At 53.1% G+C, this 18,099-nt stretch carries 13 protein-coding genes and 4 pseudogenes; 7 read left to right on the forward strand and 10 right to left on the reverse strand.

Annotated elements, in window-relative coordinates; genetic code table 11:
- Nucleotides 1-74 precede the first annotated feature (74 nt).
- On the reverse strand, nt 75-2,474 hold the full coding sequence (locus ACA066_RS13400) for a response regulator (protein ID WP_497699614.1): 2,400 nt from the start codon (nt 2,472-2,474) through the stop codon (nt 75-77).
- Between the two features lie 373 nt (nt 2,475-2,847).
- Between ACA066_RS13400 and ACA066_RS13405 the strand changes: the two are divergent.
- Both ACA066_RS13405 and ACA066_RS13410 read left to right on the forward strand, forming a co-directional pair.
- A pseudogene (locus ACA066_RS13405) lies at nt 2,848-3,628 on the forward strand (oleate hydratase).
- Nucleotides 3,513-5,111, forward strand: a pseudogene (locus tag ACA066_RS13410) (cation-translocating P-type ATPase). Before ACA066_RS13405 ends, ACA066_RS13410 begins: the two co-directional pseudogenes overlap by 116 nt.
- 1,808 nt (nt 5,112-6,919) lie before the next feature.
- Here the strand turns inward: ACA066_RS13410 and ACA066_RS13415 are convergent.
- The gene (locus tag ACA066_RS13415; RefSeq protein ID WP_497699615.1) at nt 6,920-7,789 is read right to left on the reverse strand and encodes an NmrA family NAD(P)-binding protein; all 870 of its coding nucleotides are present in this window, start codon (nt 7,787-7,789) and stop codon (nt 6,920-6,922) included.
- Nucleotides 7,790-7,904: 115 nt separating this feature from the next.
- Between ACA066_RS13415 and ACA066_RS13420 the strand changes: the two are divergent.
- Nucleotides 7,905-8,830 (forward strand): annotated as a pseudogene (locus tag ACA066_RS13420) (LysR family transcriptional regulator).
- Between the two features lie 3 nt (nt 8,831-8,833).
- Here the strand turns inward: ACA066_RS13420 and ACA066_RS13425 are convergent.
- Nucleotides 8,834-9,412, reverse strand: coding sequence for a TetR/AcrR family transcriptional regulator (locus ACA066_RS13425; protein WP_497699616.1), 579 nt, complete (start codon nt 9,410-9,412; stop codon nt 8,834-8,836).
- 151 nt (nt 9,413-9,563) lie between these two features.
- On the opposite strand from ACA066_RS13425, the gene ACA066_RS13430 reads away from it, so the two are divergent.
- Both ACA066_RS13430 and ACA066_RS13435 read left to right on the forward strand, forming a co-directional pair.
- Complete coding sequence (locus ACA066_RS13430; protein WP_497699617.1) at nt 9,564-10,775, forward strand: MFS transporter; 1,212 nt, start codon at nt 9,564-9,566, stop codon at nt 10,773-10,775.
- A 12-nt stretch (nt 10,776-10,787) separates the two neighbouring features.
- A complete protein-coding gene (locus ACA066_RS13435) occupies nt 10,788-11,543 on the forward strand; it encodes an SDR family NAD(P)-dependent oxidoreductase (protein WP_497699618.1) in 756 nt (251 codons plus the stop codon).
- Nucleotides 11,544-12,145: 602 nt separating this feature from the next.
- Here ACA066_RS13435 and ACA066_RS13440 read toward each other — a convergent pair.
- Nucleotides 12,146-12,406, reverse strand: coding sequence for a cupin domain-containing protein (locus ACA066_RS13440; RefSeq protein ID WP_497699619.1), 261 nt, complete (start codon nt 12,404-12,406; stop codon nt 12,146-12,148).
- The gene (locus tag ACA066_RS13445; RefSeq protein WP_497699620.1) at nt 12,399-12,761 is read right to left on the reverse strand and encodes a helix-turn-helix domain-containing protein; all 363 of its coding nucleotides are present in this window, start codon (nt 12,759-12,761) and stop codon (nt 12,399-12,401) included. Before ACA066_RS13445 ends, ACA066_RS13440 begins: the two co-directional genes overlap by 8 nt.
- Nucleotides 12,762-12,806: 45 nt before the next feature.
- Here ACA066_RS13445 and ACA066_RS13450 point away from each other — a divergent pair, with 45 nt between their 5' ends.
- Nucleotides 12,807-13,502 carry a B3/B4 domain-containing protein gene (locus tag ACA066_RS13450; protein ID WP_497699621.1) on the forward strand — a complete coding sequence of 232 codons (696 nt, stop codon included), beginning with the start codon at nt 12,807-12,809 and terminating at the stop codon, nt 13,500-13,502.
- A 62-nt stretch (nt 13,503-13,564) separates the two neighbouring features.
- Nucleotides 13,565-14,200, forward strand: a complete 636-nt coding sequence (locus ACA066_RS13455; RefSeq protein WP_497699622.1) for a LysE family translocator — start codon at nt 13,565-13,567, stop codon at nt 14,198-14,200.
- Between the two features lie 545 nt (nt 14,201-14,745).
- Here the strand turns inward: ACA066_RS13455 and ACA066_RS13460 are convergent.
- The 5 genes and pseudogenes from ACA066_RS13460 to cynS all read right to left on the reverse strand — a co-directional run bounded on the left by ACA066_RS13460 (nt 14,746) and on the right by cynS (nt 17,689).
- The gene (locus ACA066_RS13460; RefSeq protein WP_497699623.1) at nt 14,746-15,285 is read right to left on the reverse strand and encodes a cytochrome P460 family protein; all 540 of its coding nucleotides are present in this window, start codon (nt 15,283-15,285) and stop codon (nt 14,746-14,748) included.
- A 134-nt stretch (nt 15,286-15,419) separates the two neighbouring features.
- Nucleotides 15,420-16,196, reverse strand: coding sequence for an alpha/beta fold hydrolase (locus ACA066_RS13465; RefSeq protein WP_497699624.1), 777 nt, complete (start codon nt 16,194-16,196; stop codon nt 15,420-15,422).
- Nucleotides 16,197-16,549: 353 nt separating this feature from the next.
- Nucleotides 16,550-16,798, reverse strand: a pseudogene (locus ACA066_RS13470) (carbonic anhydrase); the annotation flags it as partial.
- Nucleotides 16,799-16,877: 79 nt separating this feature from the next.
- On the reverse strand, nt 16,878-17,126 hold the full coding sequence (locus tag ACA066_RS13475; RefSeq protein ID WP_497699625.1) for a DUF2790 domain-containing protein: 249 nt from the start codon (nt 17,124-17,126) through the stop codon (nt 16,878-16,880).
- Between the two features lie 95 nt (nt 17,127-17,221).
- Entirely contained in the window at nt 17,222-17,689 is a 468-nt protein-coding gene (gene cynS / locus ACA066_RS13480) for a cyanase (protein ID WP_497699626.1), read from the reverse strand.
- Between the last annotated feature and the right edge of the window lie 410 nt (nt 17,690-18,099).

The raw sequence follows: 18,099 nt of genomic DNA on the forward strand, positions 1-18,099 counted from the left end.
AGGATGTCTTCAACAGTTCATAACTACCCCTTCGGCGTCTCCCAAACGTGCCTGGCGCGTACCGGAGGCGATGTTTAGTAGGCTGGAGTTTTAGACGACGTATTCACCCTTGAGGCCGACTTCACGGAAGTCTGAGAGTTGGCTGCAAGTGCAATACGAGCCAGTGCAGGAATGGACTTGGAATGAGTGCGAGTCATGATCGAGGCGCGGTGATTTTCCACGGTGCGCTGGCTGATTCCGAGCTCGACAGCGATGTTCTTGCTCGGGTGACCTGCCAGCACCATGTCCATAATCTGGCGCTGACGGTTAGTCAGGTTGTTGATGCATTGGGTGGCTTCGTGAGTCCAGGCCAGTTTTTTACTTGCATCAATCGAGTGTTCCAAAGCTCTGGCAACGCTTTGAAGGACCTCACTACGACCAAATGGCTTCTCAATAAAATCCGAAGCGCCAGCCTTCATGGCATCTACAGCTATCGACACTTCGCTGCTACCACTGATCATTACGGCTGGCAGATCGTCGCCGTTACTTCTCAGTCGATGCAGGAGTTCAAGGCCTTCCATTCCCGGCAGATGAGCATCAACCAGCAAGCATGCCCGTAAACCTGGAGAGTAGTCCTCCAGAAACGCCTCACATGACGCATAGTCCTGGACTAGATAATCGCTGGATTCAAGGACGCCTCGGATCGTATCGCGAAAAAGATCGTCGCGATCCACCACGAATATGATCGATGTCCTTGTATCGCAGGACTCGGTTTTATCGAGTTGCTCATCGTCGACAATCACCAGACGTTGCTGTGCAAGCAAGGAGGTAATGACAAAGATGACCTCTTTGAGCTTCGCCGGTTTGTTGAGCTGAGAACAGTGCTCGAACGCAACGTCACGGGAGGTCTGTAGTGAAATATCACCGGTCAGATTGATAGCTGGAATGCTGCGGTGCAGTTTTTTGCGCAGCTGGCTGATCAGTTGTAAGCCATTGATCGACCCTGGCAGATTGAAGTCTGCCAGTATCAGATCGGGTTGCACTCCGCCATGTGTGACGCTTTCGAGTGCAGTAACCCCGTCGATCGCCATGGCCACTTGATATCCTTCGGATTTGAGCAGGGCGCCCAGTAATTCGAGCAATTCAACGTCATCCTCGACAATCAGGATCATTTCACTGTTCGTTACTGGGCCTTGCTCTTGTAAATCATTTTCTTGCGCCGCGCCTGGCAGCGCTGCGCTTTCACGGGATAAGGCGACATCAATAGAAAATGCAGACCCTTTTGTGAAACTCGATTGCACACGTAAACGATGGCCCAACACGGTGCACAAGCGTTTAACGATTAGCAAACCTGTGCCATTTCCCAGACTAAAGTTTTCTATAGGTGCATAGTCATCGAGGATTAATTCCTGCTCCGATGACTCCATGCCTATACCGGTATCCCAGACTTCAATACTGAGCCACCCGCCGTGGCGGCGGCAGCCCAGAAGTATCCGACCTTCATGGGTGTACTGCAGCGCATTCGATAGCAAATTGCGCAACATTTGCTCCAGTAGGCGCGGATCACTTTCCACCGCGTGATGACAAGGTACAACCTTCAGTTTCAAACCTTTAGCACCTGCCTTGTAGCTGAACTCGTCAGCGAGTCGCTCCAGCAGGTCACTCATTCGAAAGCTGACGGGGTTTGCCAGGATCGCGCCGGTTTCAATGTGGTTGATATCCAGAAGAGCATTTAGCATTCCGGACATTGCACCCACGGTTTCGCCAATCCTGACCGTCAGCTTGCGCGGTTGCTCATCTTTGAGAATGCCCAGGAGTAGGCCTTGCAACAACTTGAGTGTTTGTAAAGGCTGGCGCAGATCATGGCTGGCGGAGGCGAGAAAGTGTGTCCGAGTGGCGTTAGCGAGTGCCGCTTTCTGCGTTGCGTTTTCAAGCGCTTGGGTGACCTGTTTTTTATCGCAGATATCGGTAAAGGTGATGACCACACCTTCAACAAAATTATCTTGTTTGTTATAGGGCGAAATCCGGCGGGTAAAACTCACTCCACTACGCGATTCGACTTCTCGCTCCAGCGGAGTCATATCACGCATGACAGTTCTGGCATCGTCCAGGAGATTGACATCAGTGGCCATCGGACACAGGTCAGCCAGTGGTCGTCCAATGTCCTGGGTAAGAATGTTGAACAGTGACTGACTAGCAGGGGTAAACAAGCGGATATTCAGATTTGCGTCTAACAGAATGGCCGCGATGTTCATGCTGTACAGCACGTTCAGAGAAGCCAGTGAGGCGCTCCGTTGCTGTTCGAGCGAGGCACGAAGTTGATCATTCATCTCAGTCAGCTCGTTGTTCAAGGAGCGCAACTGGTCAAGGGATTCGGTTGTGTTCTGAGGCGTCAATCGCTCTTTTGAGCCCAGCGTTGCAGCATCGGCTAAAGGAGATGGGGTAATCACCTTGGGCGTGGCCGTTCCAGCGTCAAGTGGAAGGCGAACAGGCATTGTGATCTTCCGCAGCAATGCATTCCGAAGGAACACTTCTCCTTGGATCCTACACCCCTTTAGTCGCTACACAATGTCCACGTTTGCAATGCTGTGCGGGTCAGCAACGTTGGAAAATGCATTCACAGCTAACCTGCTAAAAGTTATCCCGCCGTTGCTGAGCCACGAGTCTGTCCGTACCAATGGATTTGGCCATAGGTCTCCGACCAGCGGTCGCCAGTAGGATGCCTCGCTTACAGATTACCCCTAGGTAGTTTCCGAGTCTGTCGCCCCCACTGTAATTCCTCATACCCTGAAATCCAGACCGGCGCATCTCTACGGGGGTGCTTTTCTGACGACTCAGCATCCAGAGTACGACCCGTGAGCGATAAACATGATTCGGAAACAACTGCACCGAGTGAACCCGGTCTACAACCAATACGATTCTTTGGTCAGACCGCTACACAAATGGCTGGTAGAGCGCGGCGTGTTCTTTGAACAGGGGGCCTGCGTGACGGATATGCATTTGCGCGAGCAAAGCGATGGTAAAAGCGTCAAGCGCATCCTCTACGAGCGCAACGGCAGGCAGTTAGTCGTCGATGTTCGAAGCTGTGATTACGTTTTAGTAACGCTTGACTCCATGACCGAAGCGTCGAGCATTGGGGGCATGGAAAAGGCCCCGCAATTGAAAAGCAAAGCGATCAAAGGCGCTTGGGCCCTTTGGGAAACATTGGCGAAAGGCAGGCCAGAGTTCGGTCATCCGCAGGTTTTTTCTAACCATATCGATGCGACCAAGTGGGTGTCATTTACGACGACCCTCAGCGATCCGGTTTTTTCGGCGGACCGTGGAATTTACCGGCAATGTACCGGGGGAGGGCGGTTTGACTACTTTTACTGAATCCAACTGGTTGATGTCGATTGTGGTGCCATTCCAGAGTCACCATGACGGCATCCGGCAAAGCCGCGGTCAGCGGCGTCGGTTACGCCCCGCAGGGTCAGATTCATCACCAGGACCAGCCCATGAGCTGTGGCCCGGTGCACAGCGAAAATGTCCTGTTGTTGCGTGGCGGAAGCCTGGCCGGCAATGCCGCACTTGGGCAACAAGAAGACGGCACCTGGGTGATTCAGGGAGATCCGACCGAGGGGGCCTTTCTGGTAGCAGAGCGCAAACTTGATGCGCCTGCACGCAATGTTGAACGCTTCGAACGCTTGGCGGAAATACCGTTTACCTCTGATCGAAAAATGATGTCGGTGTTGGTCATCGATCATGAGCACAACGATGAGCGACTGCTGATCAGCAAGGGTGCACCGGATGTGCTGCTTCAACATTGCACACATGCTCAGGTCGGCATGGATGTCGTGTCTCTAAACGACGACCTTCGCGCAAAAGCCGTGGCCGATGTGAATGAGTTGTCGGGTGCCGCGTTGCGCACGCTTTCCGTGGCGTACCGTCCTTTAGCGGCCGACGAGGATGTCACCACCGGTGAGGCCCTCGAGATAGCGCTTATTTTCATCGGCACGGTCGGCATCATCGATCCACCGCGCAAAGAAGTCGCACCGGCCACCGAGGCCCATCGTGCAGGCATCCGCATCATCATGATCACAGGTGACCACCCGCGGACGGCGACCCGCATCGCCGAGGATCTGGGCATCATCCAGGCCGGTGCAGGGGCGTTGACAGGGGCCGATCTGGATAAGCTGGACGACGCTGCTTTGGCCGAGGCAGTCAAATCGACCTCTGTTTACGCACGTGTGGCACCTTCGCACAAACTGAGGATTGTCGATGCGCTTCAGGCACAGGGGCATGTAGTGGCGATGACGGGCGATGGGGTTAATGACGCGCCCGCACTGAAGTCAGCCGATATCGGCATTGCCATGGGCATCACCGGAACGGAGGTGACCAAGCAAGCGGGGAAAATGATTCTAGCTGACGATAACTTCGCAACCATTGTGTTGGCCGTTCGCGAAGGGCGCGGAATTCTGGACAATATTCGCAAGTTTCTTCGTTACTTGCTGTCGTCCAACATGGGTGAAGTACTGACGGTCTTCCTTGCCGTCGTCGGGGCCGGAGTCGTCGGCCTGGTGGATGAGGAGGGCGGGATCATCCTGCCACTGCTGGCCACCCAGATTCTATGGATCAACCTGATCACTGATGCAGCGCCTGCCATCGCCATGGGCCTTGATCCGCACAGCGAGGATGTCATGACACGCAGCCCACGCAAGCCGACGGATCGAATCATCGATACACGTATGTGAGTGGGCGTGCTCCAGGTGGGGCTGGTCATGGCGTTGGCGAGTTTATTGACGGTCGATTGGATGCTGCCGGGAGGCTTGATACCGGGTAATGATTCGCTGGTTCAGGCACGTACTGGCGGGTTTACTGTACTTGTTTTGGCGCAGCTGTTTAATGCCCTATGTTCTCGCTCGGAGTCAGTCAGTGCATTCATCGGTTATTTCGCCAACCGATGGTTGTGGGGTGCAATTGCGGTGGCTATGGTCTTGCAGATTGCTGTAGTGCACTGGTCGCCACTCAATAAGGCTTTTGGCACGAGTGCATTGTTACTGAGCCAGTGGGGACTTTGTATTGCAATGGCCAGTACCGTTTTCTGGTTCAGCGAACTGCGCAAACTTGTTTTGCGGTTGAAGGAACCTAAGTGAGAAAAGGATACGTGCTAAAGATGCTGACGGTTCAGCACGGCCCATGCGGAAAAACTCACAGCATGTCGCTCAATATGAAGCATTAAGGATTTGAGTGACTTTCAACTGAGTCGCTTGGTGCTAGCAAGCCTTCGCAAATACACGGTGCCGATCAGAGCTTTCATCAGCGATGCTTTGATCGCAGATGACACATGTCTGGGCGTTTCGTTCGACCATTCTGAGCAGGATGATGCCTATCATAGAGCAGATGGTTCTATACTTCGCACAGGTAAAATTCAGTCAGCGAGGAAAGAAGGGCGGTTTTGGCTGCTCGAAACCCAAGACGGCAATTACGTCATTGCTAGCTTCAAACGAGACCTTGGCAGAGCTAGCTTTCTCAAGCTTCTCCAGTCCGCCGATAGTTTCTAATCGATGGTATGAAAGCCATGTTTTGATCACGTGATAGGGCCTGGCACATGACAGATGAACGATGGTCTCTCGCTCGGGCGATGAACTCGTTTGACGAATTGCTCGAGCAGGTGATCATGCACCGCAAATCGGTTTTCATGGATGGCGAACGCAGGACTGCGGTGCTCATTTCAATGGAAGAGTGGGAGTCGATTCAGGAGAAGCTTATTTCTCGAACTCCGTCAAATCTCTAATATTCGCTCGCGATCAGTAGCGCTCCGAGTTAGCCAGACGGAGCGATTCAATCTGCGCTCACCCTGGCATTTCAAAGGCTGTTAGCTCCAAACATATGGCTTTGTGAGGTGCTTAGCAGCTAATGCTATACAAGACCGACAAACGAAAGAATAACGAGGACGATCACAACTGCCCCGACGATGTAGATAATATTGTTCATGAAGACCACCTCTGTATCTGAACAGGATTTCGACACCAAAGTGTCTAATTCAGTCGACACCTTAAATTGCAATTCCGTTCCGCAAACCGGTCTCAGCGGTGGCGCAATCGCAACAGAGTTCCGAGTTGGCGATTTTTCAAGCCTTATCTCGTCCCCACTTTATGCACATTGATGCTTTTGGTGTAACGTTAGGGTGCTAATCACATAGAGACCTCCCATGTCCAAACTCGCAGAATTCCGCCAGCTCGAAAAACACCTCGCCGAGCAGCTTCAGGCTCGCCAGAGACCGCCACGCCGGTCTTGTTGCGCCGGCTGGAGTGACTCTACGAAGAAATACTGATCGACGAGGTTCAAGATCTCAGGGTTACAACTGGGAGATTGTCCATAGCTGCTGCAGTCACGAATCGACGCGACCTCGACCTATCGCTGACTGAGATGCCCACGTTGTTCTCTAACACCATTTTTGATAAGTCCTGGGCTTTCCCAGAAACAACGTCTGAAAACCATGTAGTGTCAGAGCATGACGGCGTGTACCTAGTGCATGCCAAGCATGTCGACCAGTACTTCGAGCGGTACACGTCACAGTGCTTGCGGAGCACCATTGCACCCACTGCGCCGATTGAAGCATTCATCATGAAGGAGACTTGTCTGGAATCGACTTCAGCGGCAGCATTTTACGTAGCGGCTACCGGGGCCAGGCAAATCCTGGCGATCATCATAGACAATCCTGGAAGCTCCAAACTGCAAGTGTGGGTACCGTAACTGAGAAGAGCAGGGCGCTCGTGAGGGACACCCTATAGATCAAGGCAACGGACTAACAGAGTTGATAGGCGAACCTGGGCAAGACGTATGACGCGATGAGCAAGATGAGAACATCCTTCGCAGAGGCCCCGATGGCCACCGTAAAGCGCCTTATACGTGAGGCGTGAGCAATTGATCTGATTGGGAAAGGAGGATCTGAAAATTTTCAGAGATTGAAAGCCACCCGTAGAATGCTCTCAAGATCTTTCGGCTTGCGTCCCAACAGTTTTTCAAGCGTATGACTGCTCTGATCGAAAGCGCCTTTATCGATGGCATTACCCCAGCCACTGAGGAATTTCGCGACCGAGGTTGGCAAGCCGTCAGCCTCTCGAGCGGCGATGAATGCTTGAACGGAAATTGGTTGGTAATCAACCGGCTCGCCCGTCAGTCTAGCCAACCCGTCAGCGATGTCCTGGAATGACCACGTCTGTCCCGCATTCAGCAGGCAAGTGCGATTTTCATACCCTGTTTGGGTTAACAGTGCGGCACCGGCCTCTGCCAGCTCAGCAAAAGTGGCGAAGCTAGCTCGACCTCGACCTGCTGGGGCGCTGAGGCCTTCTTTTGCCGCATTGGCGCCGATGAGGAAGGGTAAATCGTCGGCGTATAGCGGATGTTGAATAATTGTGTACGTGAGGCCCGACTTCTTAAGCAATCGCTCGGTAGCTATATCGCTCTCCGTCACTCCTTCAATAGGTGCCAGCTCATCGTTGACCCGTTGAATACTGGTGTAAACCACATGGCGAACACCCGCCCGGCCGGCAGCAACGATCACGTTTTTATGCTGGGTAAGACGATCACTGAACGCGACGGCTGACACCAAGTAGATTTTTTCTACTCCTTCGAATGCCGCCACCAACGAATCGTAATCGGTGTAATCCCCGTAGCGCACTTCTATACCGAATGCAGCCAGAGGCTCAGCCTTTTCAATATCACGTGCCATTGCCACAACATGTGACGCTGGGATTTTTTGTACCAGCGAACGCAAGACAGCATTGCCCAATCTACCTGTCGCGCCAGTAACGAGAATTTTTGCCATGATGCTCTGCTTTCCAATCTTGATAACCAGGAGGAAGCCCACAATGACCAAAGCATCAAAGATAAATTAGTCTTCAATAGGTAGAATTAGCTTCAACCAAAAGTTAGAGATGATCGTGGAAACCCTAGGTAATCTTGAATCCTTCGTCCGTGCCGCGGAAGCCAGCAGCTTTTCCGAAGCCGCACGGCGCATGGGGATTTCCGCAGCCGCCGTCAGTAAAAATGTGGCGCGACTTGAAGCCAATCTGGGTACGCGGTTGTTCCACCGCAGCACGCGAAGTCTCACCCTCACCGAGGCGGGAGAGTTGTTTTACCAACAGGTCGCAGAAGGCCTGGAAACCATCCAGGGGGCCATCAACCAGATAGGCGAAGCCAGAGAAGTCCCCGCAGGACGATTGCGGGTCAATTTGTCACCGTCTTTGGCTTACGATTATGTATTGCCATTGCTCAAGACCTTCAAGCAGCGTTACCCCGCTGTGGTGCCAGATTGGCATTTAGAAATCCGACGTGTGGATTTGATAGGTGAAGGGTTTGATGTCGCTATCGGTGGCGGCATGGAATTGTCACCTGGCGTTGTGGCACGAGAACTGGCCAAACTTCATCTCGTGGCTGTCGCTGCTCCGTCATGGCTGGAAGGCAAGCCGCTACCCACTACGCCCAGCGAGTTGCAGGGGGTTGATGGCATCGTCACGTAATGCGTTCGACCAACTCAGGGCGTTTGCTGAACTGGACGCTTCGTGATTCTGGGGAAGGGCGGTTCGACCTCAATCTAAAACCAGCAGCCATCATGAACGACCCAGAAGCGCTGTGTAGCTGTGCTGTGATGGGGCTAGGTGTCGCGCTGCTACCCTTGGATCGCGCCTGGCCTCGCTTGCAACGCGGTGAGCTGATTCGATTATTGCCTAATTGGTATGTAGATCTAGGCGTGGTCTCGGTTTACTACTCTTCCAAAAAATCTTTGCCGGCCAAAACACGGGTGTTCGTCGATTTTCTGTTGGAGCATTTTCAAGAATCGCTCTGCCAAAACTTCCGTGCCGATTGACGCCTACGGCAATTGAGCCAGCAAAATGTCCGCTACACGCCGCAATTCAGCTTTGCTTACCCCAGCTTTAGCTTGTACAGCCATACCCTGAATCACCGTCATTACGTAACGTGCCAGGTCTTTTGGCACGACGCTTGGCGGTAGATCTCCCTCATCCTTGGCTTGTTGCAGACGTACGGCCAAAGCCTTTTCGGACTGCTTGCGGCGCCGTACGAGCTCCAGGCGGACGGGCTCCGAGGGCTCAGTGCAGGCGATCGCGCCATTGATGCCGAGGCAGCCCTTTGCAGTTTCCTGCGCAGTTTGCAGATTGATCGAGCCACTCAGGATCGCCCCAATTACGGCTTTTGCTTTCGGCAATGCAAGCGCTTGCCCCATGAATCCCATGTAGAGCGCTTCGTAGCGGTCAAGTGCTTTGAAGAACAGCTCCTCCTTGTTACCAAAAACTGCATACAAGCCGGGGCGAGCGACGCCGGTCGCTGCGCTGAGGTCTGCATAGGATGTGCCTTCATAGCCCTTGCTCCAAAATTCGGTCAGAGCTGCGTCAAGTGCATCGTCGGGGCTAAATTCTCTCTGCCGTCCCATATCGATTCCTTAAAAAAAGACGTTTCATTATCCGCCATAAGCTTCGTGGATATCTAGAAAAAATACAGGTCGTTACTGAATCTGTTGACTCTGGCTCTGGTTTTCAATACCGTTCGTTAGGATAACGACCGGTATTTATTAGAGGCTTTCCATGCCTTCATCCTGCGAGAACGTAGAAAGTCCATCGACAACCTGGCAGGCTTGGCTGGCCGTTCTCTCGGTCGCCGCGGGTACATTCCTGCTGGTCACCAGTGAATTTTTACCGGTCGGCTTGTTGACGCCAATGGCCGCCAGCCTAGGTATTAAAAACGGCATTGCTGGCTTGAGCGTCACGGTTCCAGGTCTCGTAGCGGCATTCGCGGCACCTGCTTTGACTTTGCTTGTAGGAAGGTTAGATCGCCGCCTGATGCTGTTGTGTATGACCGTATTGATTTGCGCGTCGAACCTGATTGTGGCGTTCGCGAGTGATCTGTCGATGCTGTTGGTGGGGCGGGTGTTTCTTGGAGTGGCCGTTGGCGGCTTCTGGACGTTTGCGGTCTCGGCCGGTCGAAGACTGGTCGCAGAAGCTTCTGGTGCACGTGCCACGGCGTTGATTTCAGCAGGCATCTCGATCGGCATGATCCTCGGCGTTCCGGCGGGATCCCAACTGGGCGAATGGCTAGGGTGGCGCCAGGCATTTTTGGTGAACGCTGGGCTGGGCATGCTGGTGTTGATTAGTCAACTTATGTTGGTGCCATCGTTAGCGATTCATCAGTCCATTGGTCTTCACCATATGCGTGCTTTGTTTTCTGTCACCAAAGCACGGCTTGGATTGATGACCACATTTGTTCTCTTCGCCGGGCAATTCGCCGGGTATACCTACTTCGAGCCTTTTCTGAGAACTATTCCGGGTGTCGATCAGTTGACCCTGACCCGCCTGCTGTTCACCTATGGCCTCTTCGGCATCGCCGGTAATTTCTTCGCTGAAGTCGCGGCTGCTAAGGGTATTCGCCGTGCATTCATCGGTATGTCAGCGTTGTTGGGGATAACCATTTTGCTCGGCGGATTGCTTGTGCAAGGTCCAATGTCCGCTTATGGGCTCACGGCGGTCTGGGGCTTCGTTTTTGGCTCGATCTCCGTGTGCATCAAGATCTGGATGTACCAGGCCGCTCCCAACCATTACGAAAGCGGCGCCGCGCTGTTTGTCAGCGTGGCGCAAATTGCGCTAGCCCTGGGTGCCTTCAGCGGTGGGCTGATGATTGATTCAATAGGACCGGGCGACACACTGATTGTCGCCGGGGTGCCCTGTTTGATCGCTGCGTTGCTGCTGGATGGCCTGAGCAAAGATTCGAAAACCAATCCCATCGCTGTACCCACGAAGTAGAGAAGGTGTTCCATGAGCAAGATTTTCACCGGCAAGGTTGTACTGATTACCGGCGGTTCCCGCGGTCTTGGCGCTGCAACTGCACGGGCGTTCGCTGACGAAGGCGCCGATGTCGCAATCACCTATGTCGAGTCCGAAGGCAAGGCATTGGCAGTAGTGGCGGATCTGGAATCGAGAGGCGTAAAGGCCCGTGCGATCAAGGCGGATCAAGGTGCCCCTGAAACAGCTGACGCATTGATGGCAGAGGTGGTTAAACACTTCGGCCGACTCGATGTATTGGTGAACAACGCAGCCGTGGCCTGGCAAGGCAAGACGCTGGACGACCCGAGCATCGACAACGATGCAATGGATCGCCAATGGACAATCAACGTCGCAGGCGTGGTCGCCAACATCAGGGCCGCAGTGAAGCATCTGCCAGAAGGCGGTCGCATCGTTTCAGTGGGTTCCGGTCTCGGTACCCGTGCCGGATTCCCTGGAACTGCTGACTACGCCGCCACCAAGGCCGCTGTAATTGGCTATTCGAAGGGGGCCGCCCGCGATTTGGGTACACGCAACATTACGGTCAACGTCGTCCAGGCAGGCCTGATGGCTACAGACATGGCTGCTGCCTCGAAAGATGGTTTGCCACCAAGCCTGATGGATGTACATGCCATTCGCCGCATGGCAACCGTCGAAGAAGTTGCAGCAGGCATCTTGTTCCTGGCGGGACCAACGGCCAGTTACATCACTGGCTCCGTGTTGGATGTGAACGGCGGTTACCTTGCTTAATTCGTAGGTCGAGCTGTCGTAGACGAACGCCGAGGCGATGCGTGGCTCAAACGATCAATTGAGCGGCGCATACGCTTTGCTGGACGTGACATTTGGAGTGCCGGCTGTAACTGAGCCAGTTCTCAGATACGTTCAATGGAGCAGAGAGGGCGTGACCAAATAATCACAAGGGTTGGCCATCCTTGATGCTTTGAAGCTTTTAGAAGAAGTGTCCGCTTTTGGCGGCAGTCACTCCGGCGTCATCATCACAGCCAAAGTCATTTTGATGAATTCTTCGTTTCAGTCTATCGCAGCCAGGGCTCCACGAATGTTGTCTGTCACTTCAGTCGAACCGCGACTCTCTACCCAATATGAAAGCTCCAATATGGCAGACTCCAAGGCAAGCTGATTTTCGTTGATCTTAAAAAGCAGGGACGGCAGCAGGTCTGAGTTTGGCATTGCATTTCCTCTGTGGAGAAGAAAGCGTAGCAGTCTGTGGTGTCGATCGGTTGGGGCGTGCAGCCAGACATGCCAATAGGCGCGCCTATCAACGCTAGGAGTCCTCTTTGACCGTGGCGAAGGGCAGCAAACATCCCAAAGCAGATACGCGCCATCCGATGTCCTTATATTTCGGGGGCGGAGAGATGTAATTCCGTTACAGACATGGTGAATATCAGCTTGGATTTCCCGCCGTTGGAATAGGAGTGTGGAACATCGGTTTTTGCTACGGCAGAACAACCTTCTGAAACTGATAACTCGGTCTCACCCACTATGAACTTGAGAATTCCTTTCTCCACGTGAAATAGCTCAACAGTGTCCTGAGGGTGTCCTGATGAAGCGAATGTCTCGCCTGGATACATCTCCCATCGCCATAGTTCAATCATGTTCGGGCCAGTGGTCCCTGCAAGCAGGCGTGCTGTTCCCCCCAAACTCGGTCCATAACGTGGGGATGTCCTGGCGTTCAATGAGGTGAGCAGATGGGGCGTCGGACACGTTGACGACATCTGCAACAGAAAGGCCCAAGGCACCTGCGATTTTGCAAAGAATCGCAATGCTAGGGTTGGCAGTGCACTTCTCGATCTCGACAACCATGCCTTTGCTTACACCGGAGAGACGGGAAAGCTCGTCCAGAGTGATTTTCCGCTTCTTTCGCTCCTGTTTGAGCTTGCGGGAAACCGCCTCGCTAACCGTATGCACGTCAGCACCTGTATTGGTCGATATATTGACTATTTTGGTCATTGGTCCCTAGTATGCAGTGGAATTTAGGGTTGAGAGGATTCTCTGATGCTGTCCGTACTACCGTCAATTGACCAGCATGTAGTCAAACTGGCGCCTGAGTTCAGAGCGTTGAGTATTGTGGTCGAAGCTGCCCCGATCGCCAATCCGGATATTGGCAAAGATGCTTTGGCTCGTGCCTGCCAATCGGTTTCGGCGGGTGGCGCAATATGGGCTGAGGCTCACCTGACAGCTTGGGCGGATCTTTTCCGAGCGTTCGGTGCCAAGCCGCAGCGCACACCTTGCTCGGCTGAAGCTCTGCGCAAACGGGTTCTGCGCGATGGCAGTCTGCCGAGTATCGATCCAGTGGTGGATCTCTATAACGCGATTAGCATTGAGTATGCAGTCCCTGTCGGCGGTGAAAACGTTGAAGCCTATGTGGGCTTACCGCGACTTGCTATTGCTGATGGATCGGAACCCTTTGACACTATGAGAGAGGGCTCCGGTGCCCATGAGTTTCCTGAGCCCGGCGAAGTTATTTGGCGGGATGATAAAGGCGTGACTTGCCGTCGTTGGAATTGGCGACAAGGCGTGAGAACACGGCTGAGCGCAGATGCAAAGTATATGTGGTTTATTCTGGAGAGTTTGCCAGCCATGCCCCTTGAAGCATTGACGGAAGCGGGTGACAAGCTGATCGAAGGCTTGCAACTAATGATGCCCGGTGTGCAGATTGAGAGTGTGCTCATCGGCCCTGGAGCCAACTAATGAATAAGCGAGACGGCACAGGCTTCTTCTGACGGGCATCTAACTTTGCTAAGAGGCTTTAAATGTCGTTTGATTTGCACCATCTGCTGCTCGTATTCACCGCCTATATCGTTGGTGCGGCGAGTCCAGGACCTAGCAATATGCGGATCATGGGGGTCGCGATGCATCAAGGCAGGCAGCCTGCGCTGCTACTTGCGGCAGGCGTTATCAGTGGTTCGTTTTTTTGGGGATCCATGGCCGCTACGGGTGTCTCAGCCATCCTGGCACAGTACGCCCAAGCGCTCGGTGTCTTGAAAGTGGTCGGGAGTGTCTACCTGCTATTCCTCGCCTTCAAGGCTGGTCGATCCGCGCTTACTTCCGATGAACACCTAGAGAAGGGGATAGCGGCTGCACCGAGCGTTTCTGGCTTCAGCCTCTACCAGCGCGGATTGCTCATGCATCTTACAAACCCCAAAGCGTTGCTGGGTTGGATTGCGACTATGACGCTCGGGTTGGGGCCGGAAGCTACGCCAACAACGGTTGTGATTATTCTGGCTGGATGCGCGATGCTGAGTGTAACTATCTTCTGTGGCTATGCGATCGTCTTTTCCACCGAGCCCATGATCAGGGGGTATCGCAGGGCGCGCCGATACATCGAAGGTACCCTGGCCATAGTGTTCGGAGCCGCTGGGATAAAGTTGCTGGCCTCCCGCACCTGACACGCTCTTGATCCAAAGAAACATAAGGTCGTAATGATTGTGCAAGCCGCTGTTCAGCCGAACCGCTGAGCATCCGCTTTTGACCGATTGCCGCCTGTCGTGACGGGCAGGAATCGACCCAATTGCCATTTGGAGAAATGGGTAGCCGAGCTGATTTTCGAAGGCCATGGAGGAAAGATCGAGGTCCGGTGAACGCTGGAGCAGGGCACGCTTTTCCGCGTGAATTGCTCATTCGCCATAACCATGGTTAGATTTTTAACTACCAGCGAGCAGAGCCTACGACGGCGGGCTTTTATGGGGCGAATAGTGCCGCCACCTGACCGACCCATCCTTGTCCTCCCTCAACGTGAAGGACAAGACGTGAACACAATCATTAGAAGTACTCATTTGCCCTGGAACAATGCAAAACTTGGCGGGCAGAAAGCCCCCGCTCCGATTAGGAGATATCTGGACCACCCGGGTAAGTCTTCAGCATGCTGAAGATATGAGATTTGGCGATCTTCTACTTGGTCATCGATACCAAGCTGAGTGCCTGCGACGGTCAGTTATTCGGAATACTTTGTGAAGATCAGGTCCGTTGCAGGGGGCAATTTCGTATGGCAGGCGAAGCAGCCATTGATGATTTTTTCGCTGGGATTGGGCTTGCCGTTTTCAAACTGCCCGTAACCCCATCCGCCTGTACTGGCATATCGCTTGGAGTCTTTGACTTCGATCTGGACGTTGGTGGGCTCCCCAGCGATGAAGGACTGGTCACGACCAAACACAGCATTGTTTTGCGCGGAAGACTCATACTTATAGGCGAGTCGAGCGATGATAGTGCCATCTGGAAATGGAAGTGTCCCATCCCGGAACGCCTTCATGGCGACATCATTTCCCAGAATTACACGGATGTCAGGCTTGTCACCTTCTTCATGAGCAATGCTGACAAATTGCCAGTTTCGGTAGCCAGGCGGGAGTGTTACGCCAAACACTGGTGATCCTTCTGCGACTGGGCCGGGGGTTGAATCAGCGTATGCAGCAACCGAAAAAACTAGCCCACAGAAAAAACTGACGGTCGCGGTTAGAACGAGCAATTTTGAAGTCATCAAAAATTCTCCAACGATGAATGTTCGCAGTTTTGTCGACTACATTGTCGAGGTCTGCAAGAGCATCCGGCCTTGCGGCCAGATGCTGGTAGAACGAATGCCGCGACCGCTCCAATGACGGTTGCAAGCAATCGTCATTTGGCAGTGGCAGCCGCTTCAATCAGGCTGGCAACGACCTTCGGATTGGACACCATCACGACATGGGACGCGCCTTTGACCGCCACGGTCTGTTTGGCATGCGCTCGCTCAGCCATGAACGCCTGGGCTTGCGCAGGGATGTTCTTGTCCTCGTCACCGTAAACGAACCATGAAGGAATGGTTTTCCACGCTGGCTCGCTCGACTTTTCGTTGAGCGCCTCTGCGGTCACAGGGCGTTGGGTCGCAGCCATCACCTTGGCGTCGGCGTTCGACACATCCGCGGCGAACTGATCGTGAAACTTGTCCTGTTGGATGTAGAGGTCCTTACCACCGTCGGCCAATTCAACCGGTGGCGCCAGGGTTGGGCCAAGTGTGTTACCTGGGAAGCGAGCCGCTAGGTCTGCGGTGGACTCACCTGCCTCGGGTGCAATAGCAGCGACGTAAACCAAGGCTTTGACGTTGGCATTTCCGTAGGCAGCTTCGCTGATGACCGGACCGCCATAAGAGTGCCCGACCAAGACGATTGGAGTCTTGATGCTCGCCAACACATCAGCTACCGACTGTGCGTCACCCTTGAGCGAGCGAAGAGGGTTGGAGGCCGCGATTACCGGATACCCATCTTTTTCCAGAATTTTTACCACACCGTTCCAACTGCTGGAGTCGGCGAAGGCGCCATGCACCAACACAACTGTTGGTTTGACCGGAGCGGCCATTGCAGCGGTCGAACTGATCATTGTTGCTGCGAGAGCAAGCCCTGCAAATAACTGTTTCATCGAATGTTCCTATGTATAGAAGATTGACGCAGTCAGGTAATTTTGAAACGGGTGCAGAACCGTCTGCGCCTTCATTGGTAGGGAGTTGGCGCAACGTCTATAGTGCGTTTCAGAACCTTTTTTGCGCCATCCAGAAGCCCACGGGTCATCGAGCACAGATCTGCAACCTGTTACGAATCGATCGACTGCGTGGATCATGGTCTGCTTGTATCAATTGCGTGAGAACGACCAAAAAGAACAATCTAATATTTCACTGTGTGAAATGGCCGGGGTTTCCGCGTTGATACTTCGATTGCCTTCTTACCTGGGCAATCACCTCCGACATGGTGTTTCATCTCTCGATCGGGGCTGTATCACGCAGCAGCACTGGCAGGGCGAGCGGGTATTGCGCATGTGGTTGGGTGTGCTATCAGCGATTTGAAGTTGCGGTTGTCGACATCCAAGGCATCGATAGATCCAGACTCGATGTCGTATACCCAGCCATGCAGATTCACCAGGCCCTTTTCTTGTGCCAGGCGAACGCTTGGGTGGGGCGGAATATTAGCCAGTTGAGTGATGACGTTTTCCCGCACCATCGAGCTGACTTTGGCCGCGTCATTCGCTTCTTTTTGAAACTTCAAAAAGCCTTCGGTGAGCGTTTTTATTGTTATTGTCCTCGAATTTTTATTGCTGGATTACAACTCAATTTGTGCATCCGGTGCCAATGACGCAGTACTCCAAAATGTGTACTCCGCCGTGAGAGTCGTTGTATGTCATCCGCACTGGTGTGGGTCCGCAGACATCAGCTGCCGGTAAAGTTTTGACCACGTTAGCAACGTCTAGATGCATGCCGTATTTATAAGTGTCAACTGCCGGAGCTGCGTTGGCTTCTTGCGTGTACGTTAATAAAGAGGCAGTAACGGACAAGACGAGAAATAGGAATTTTTTCATGAGAGTGATCTCCAGTTTGACTGGTGTGAACTCGTAACCTTGAAAAGGTTTTAGTTGGCCCGCATGGACCACGGGCCGTAATGTCTGCTGTACTGTCAGAAAGGACGCAGCGGCAGGAACTTACCGTCGAGGGTAATCACCGCACGGTGGCCACCTTCTGGATCTTCAACTTTCTGCATATTTAGCTTGAAGTTAATTGCGCTGATAATGCCGTCGCCGAACTTCTCGTGAACCAGAGCTTTCAGCGTGGTTCCGTAGATCTGGATCATCTCGTAGAAACGGTAGATGGTTGGATCACTTGGGACCCCTGACAAACTTCCACGCAGTGGAATGATTTGCAGTAAAGCCACGCTCTCGGAGTTCAGGCCCAGTTTTTGGCCGATGATTCTGGCTGCGTCAGCTGGCAGCGGTTGCTGACCTAGGAGGGCTGCGGTAACGTAAGCCAGGCCCAACCCGGTACCGTTTGACAGGTCCTGCCATGACAGGTTTCTACTTGCTTTGGCTTGCAGAATTTCGGTCGTCAATGCAATGCTAACTTCGTTATAAACGTGTGACTGTGTCATGGCGTTTCTCCAATCGAGATAATTTAACTGATGATATTGATTAGTGCCATTTTAGTATTCGGTAATCATTGTCGAAACTGTTGGTAATGTCTGAGCCTCCATTTAAATTCGCCGAATTTGTTCTGTATTCATTGGGGCTGGTTGCTTCTGTCACTGGTGTCTACTGGTGCAGTGTTTCCGCTTGCTTGAGCACAGAATAGGACTGTCGCAGCTGATAAGCACTTCGACATAAGGTCGAATTTTTTAGCGCGTGAGTGGTAGGGACTAATACTGGAGTATTAGTGGTGGGCATCAAGGTTTTGATTTTTCAATTGTGCTGGACGATTTGCCGGCGTTCAGTTGAGCGAGATTTGGTGGAATATGAGAGGGGACGGGACGGCGGGACTGATGCAGATTGGCATTTGCCTGAC

Source organism: Pseudomonas sp. LBUM1651 (assembly GCF_059716135.1).

Coding starts and splice junctions, on each gene's coding strand:
- cynS (WP_497699626.1), bottom strand. CDS start 17,689: ATGACACAGTCACACGTTTATAACGAAGTTAGCATTGCATTGACGACC.
- ACA066_RS13415 (WP_497699615.1), bottom strand. CDS start 7,789: ATGGCAAAAATTCTCGTTACTGGCGCGACAGGTAGATTGGGCAATGCT.
- ACA066_RS13475 (WP_497699625.1), bottom strand. CDS start 17,126: ATGAAAAAATTCCTATTTCTCGTCTTGTCCGTTACTGCCTCTTTATTA.
- ACA066_RS13460 (WP_497699623.1), bottom strand. CDS start 15,285: ATGACTTCAAAATTGCTCGTTCTAACCGCGACCGTCAGTTTTTTCTGT.
- ACA066_RS13455 (WP_497699622.1), top strand. CDS start 13,565: ATGTCGTTTGATTTGCACCATCTGCTGCTCGTATTCACCGCCTATATC.
- ACA066_RS13445 (WP_497699620.1), bottom strand. CDS start 12,761: ATGACCAAAATAGTCAATATATCGACCAATACAGGTGCTGACGTGCAT.
- ACA066_RS13450 (WP_497699621.1), top strand. CDS start 12,807: ATGCTGTCCGTACTACCGTCAATTGACCAGCATGTAGTCAAACTGGCG.
- ACA066_RS13400 (WP_497699614.1), bottom strand. CDS start 2,474: ATGCCTGTTCGCCTTCCACTTGACGCTGGAACGGCCACGCCCAAGGTG.
- ACA066_RS13430 (WP_497699617.1), top strand. CDS start 9,564: ATGCCTTCATCCTGCGAGAACGTAGAAAGTCCATCGACAACCTGGCAG.
- ACA066_RS13435 (WP_497699618.1), top strand. CDS start 10,788: ATGAGCAAGATTTTCACCGGCAAGGTTGTACTGATTACCGGCGGTTCC.
- ACA066_RS13440 (WP_497699619.1), bottom strand. CDS start 12,406: ATGATTGAACTATGGCGATGGGAGATGTATCCAGGCGAGACATTCGCT.
- ACA066_RS13425 (WP_497699616.1), bottom strand. CDS start 9,412: ATGGGACGGCAGAGAGAATTTAGCCCCGACGATGCACTTGACGCAGCT.
- ACA066_RS13465 (WP_497699624.1), bottom strand. CDS start 16,196: ATGAAACAGTTATTTGCAGGGCTTGCTCTCGCAGCAACAATGATCAGT.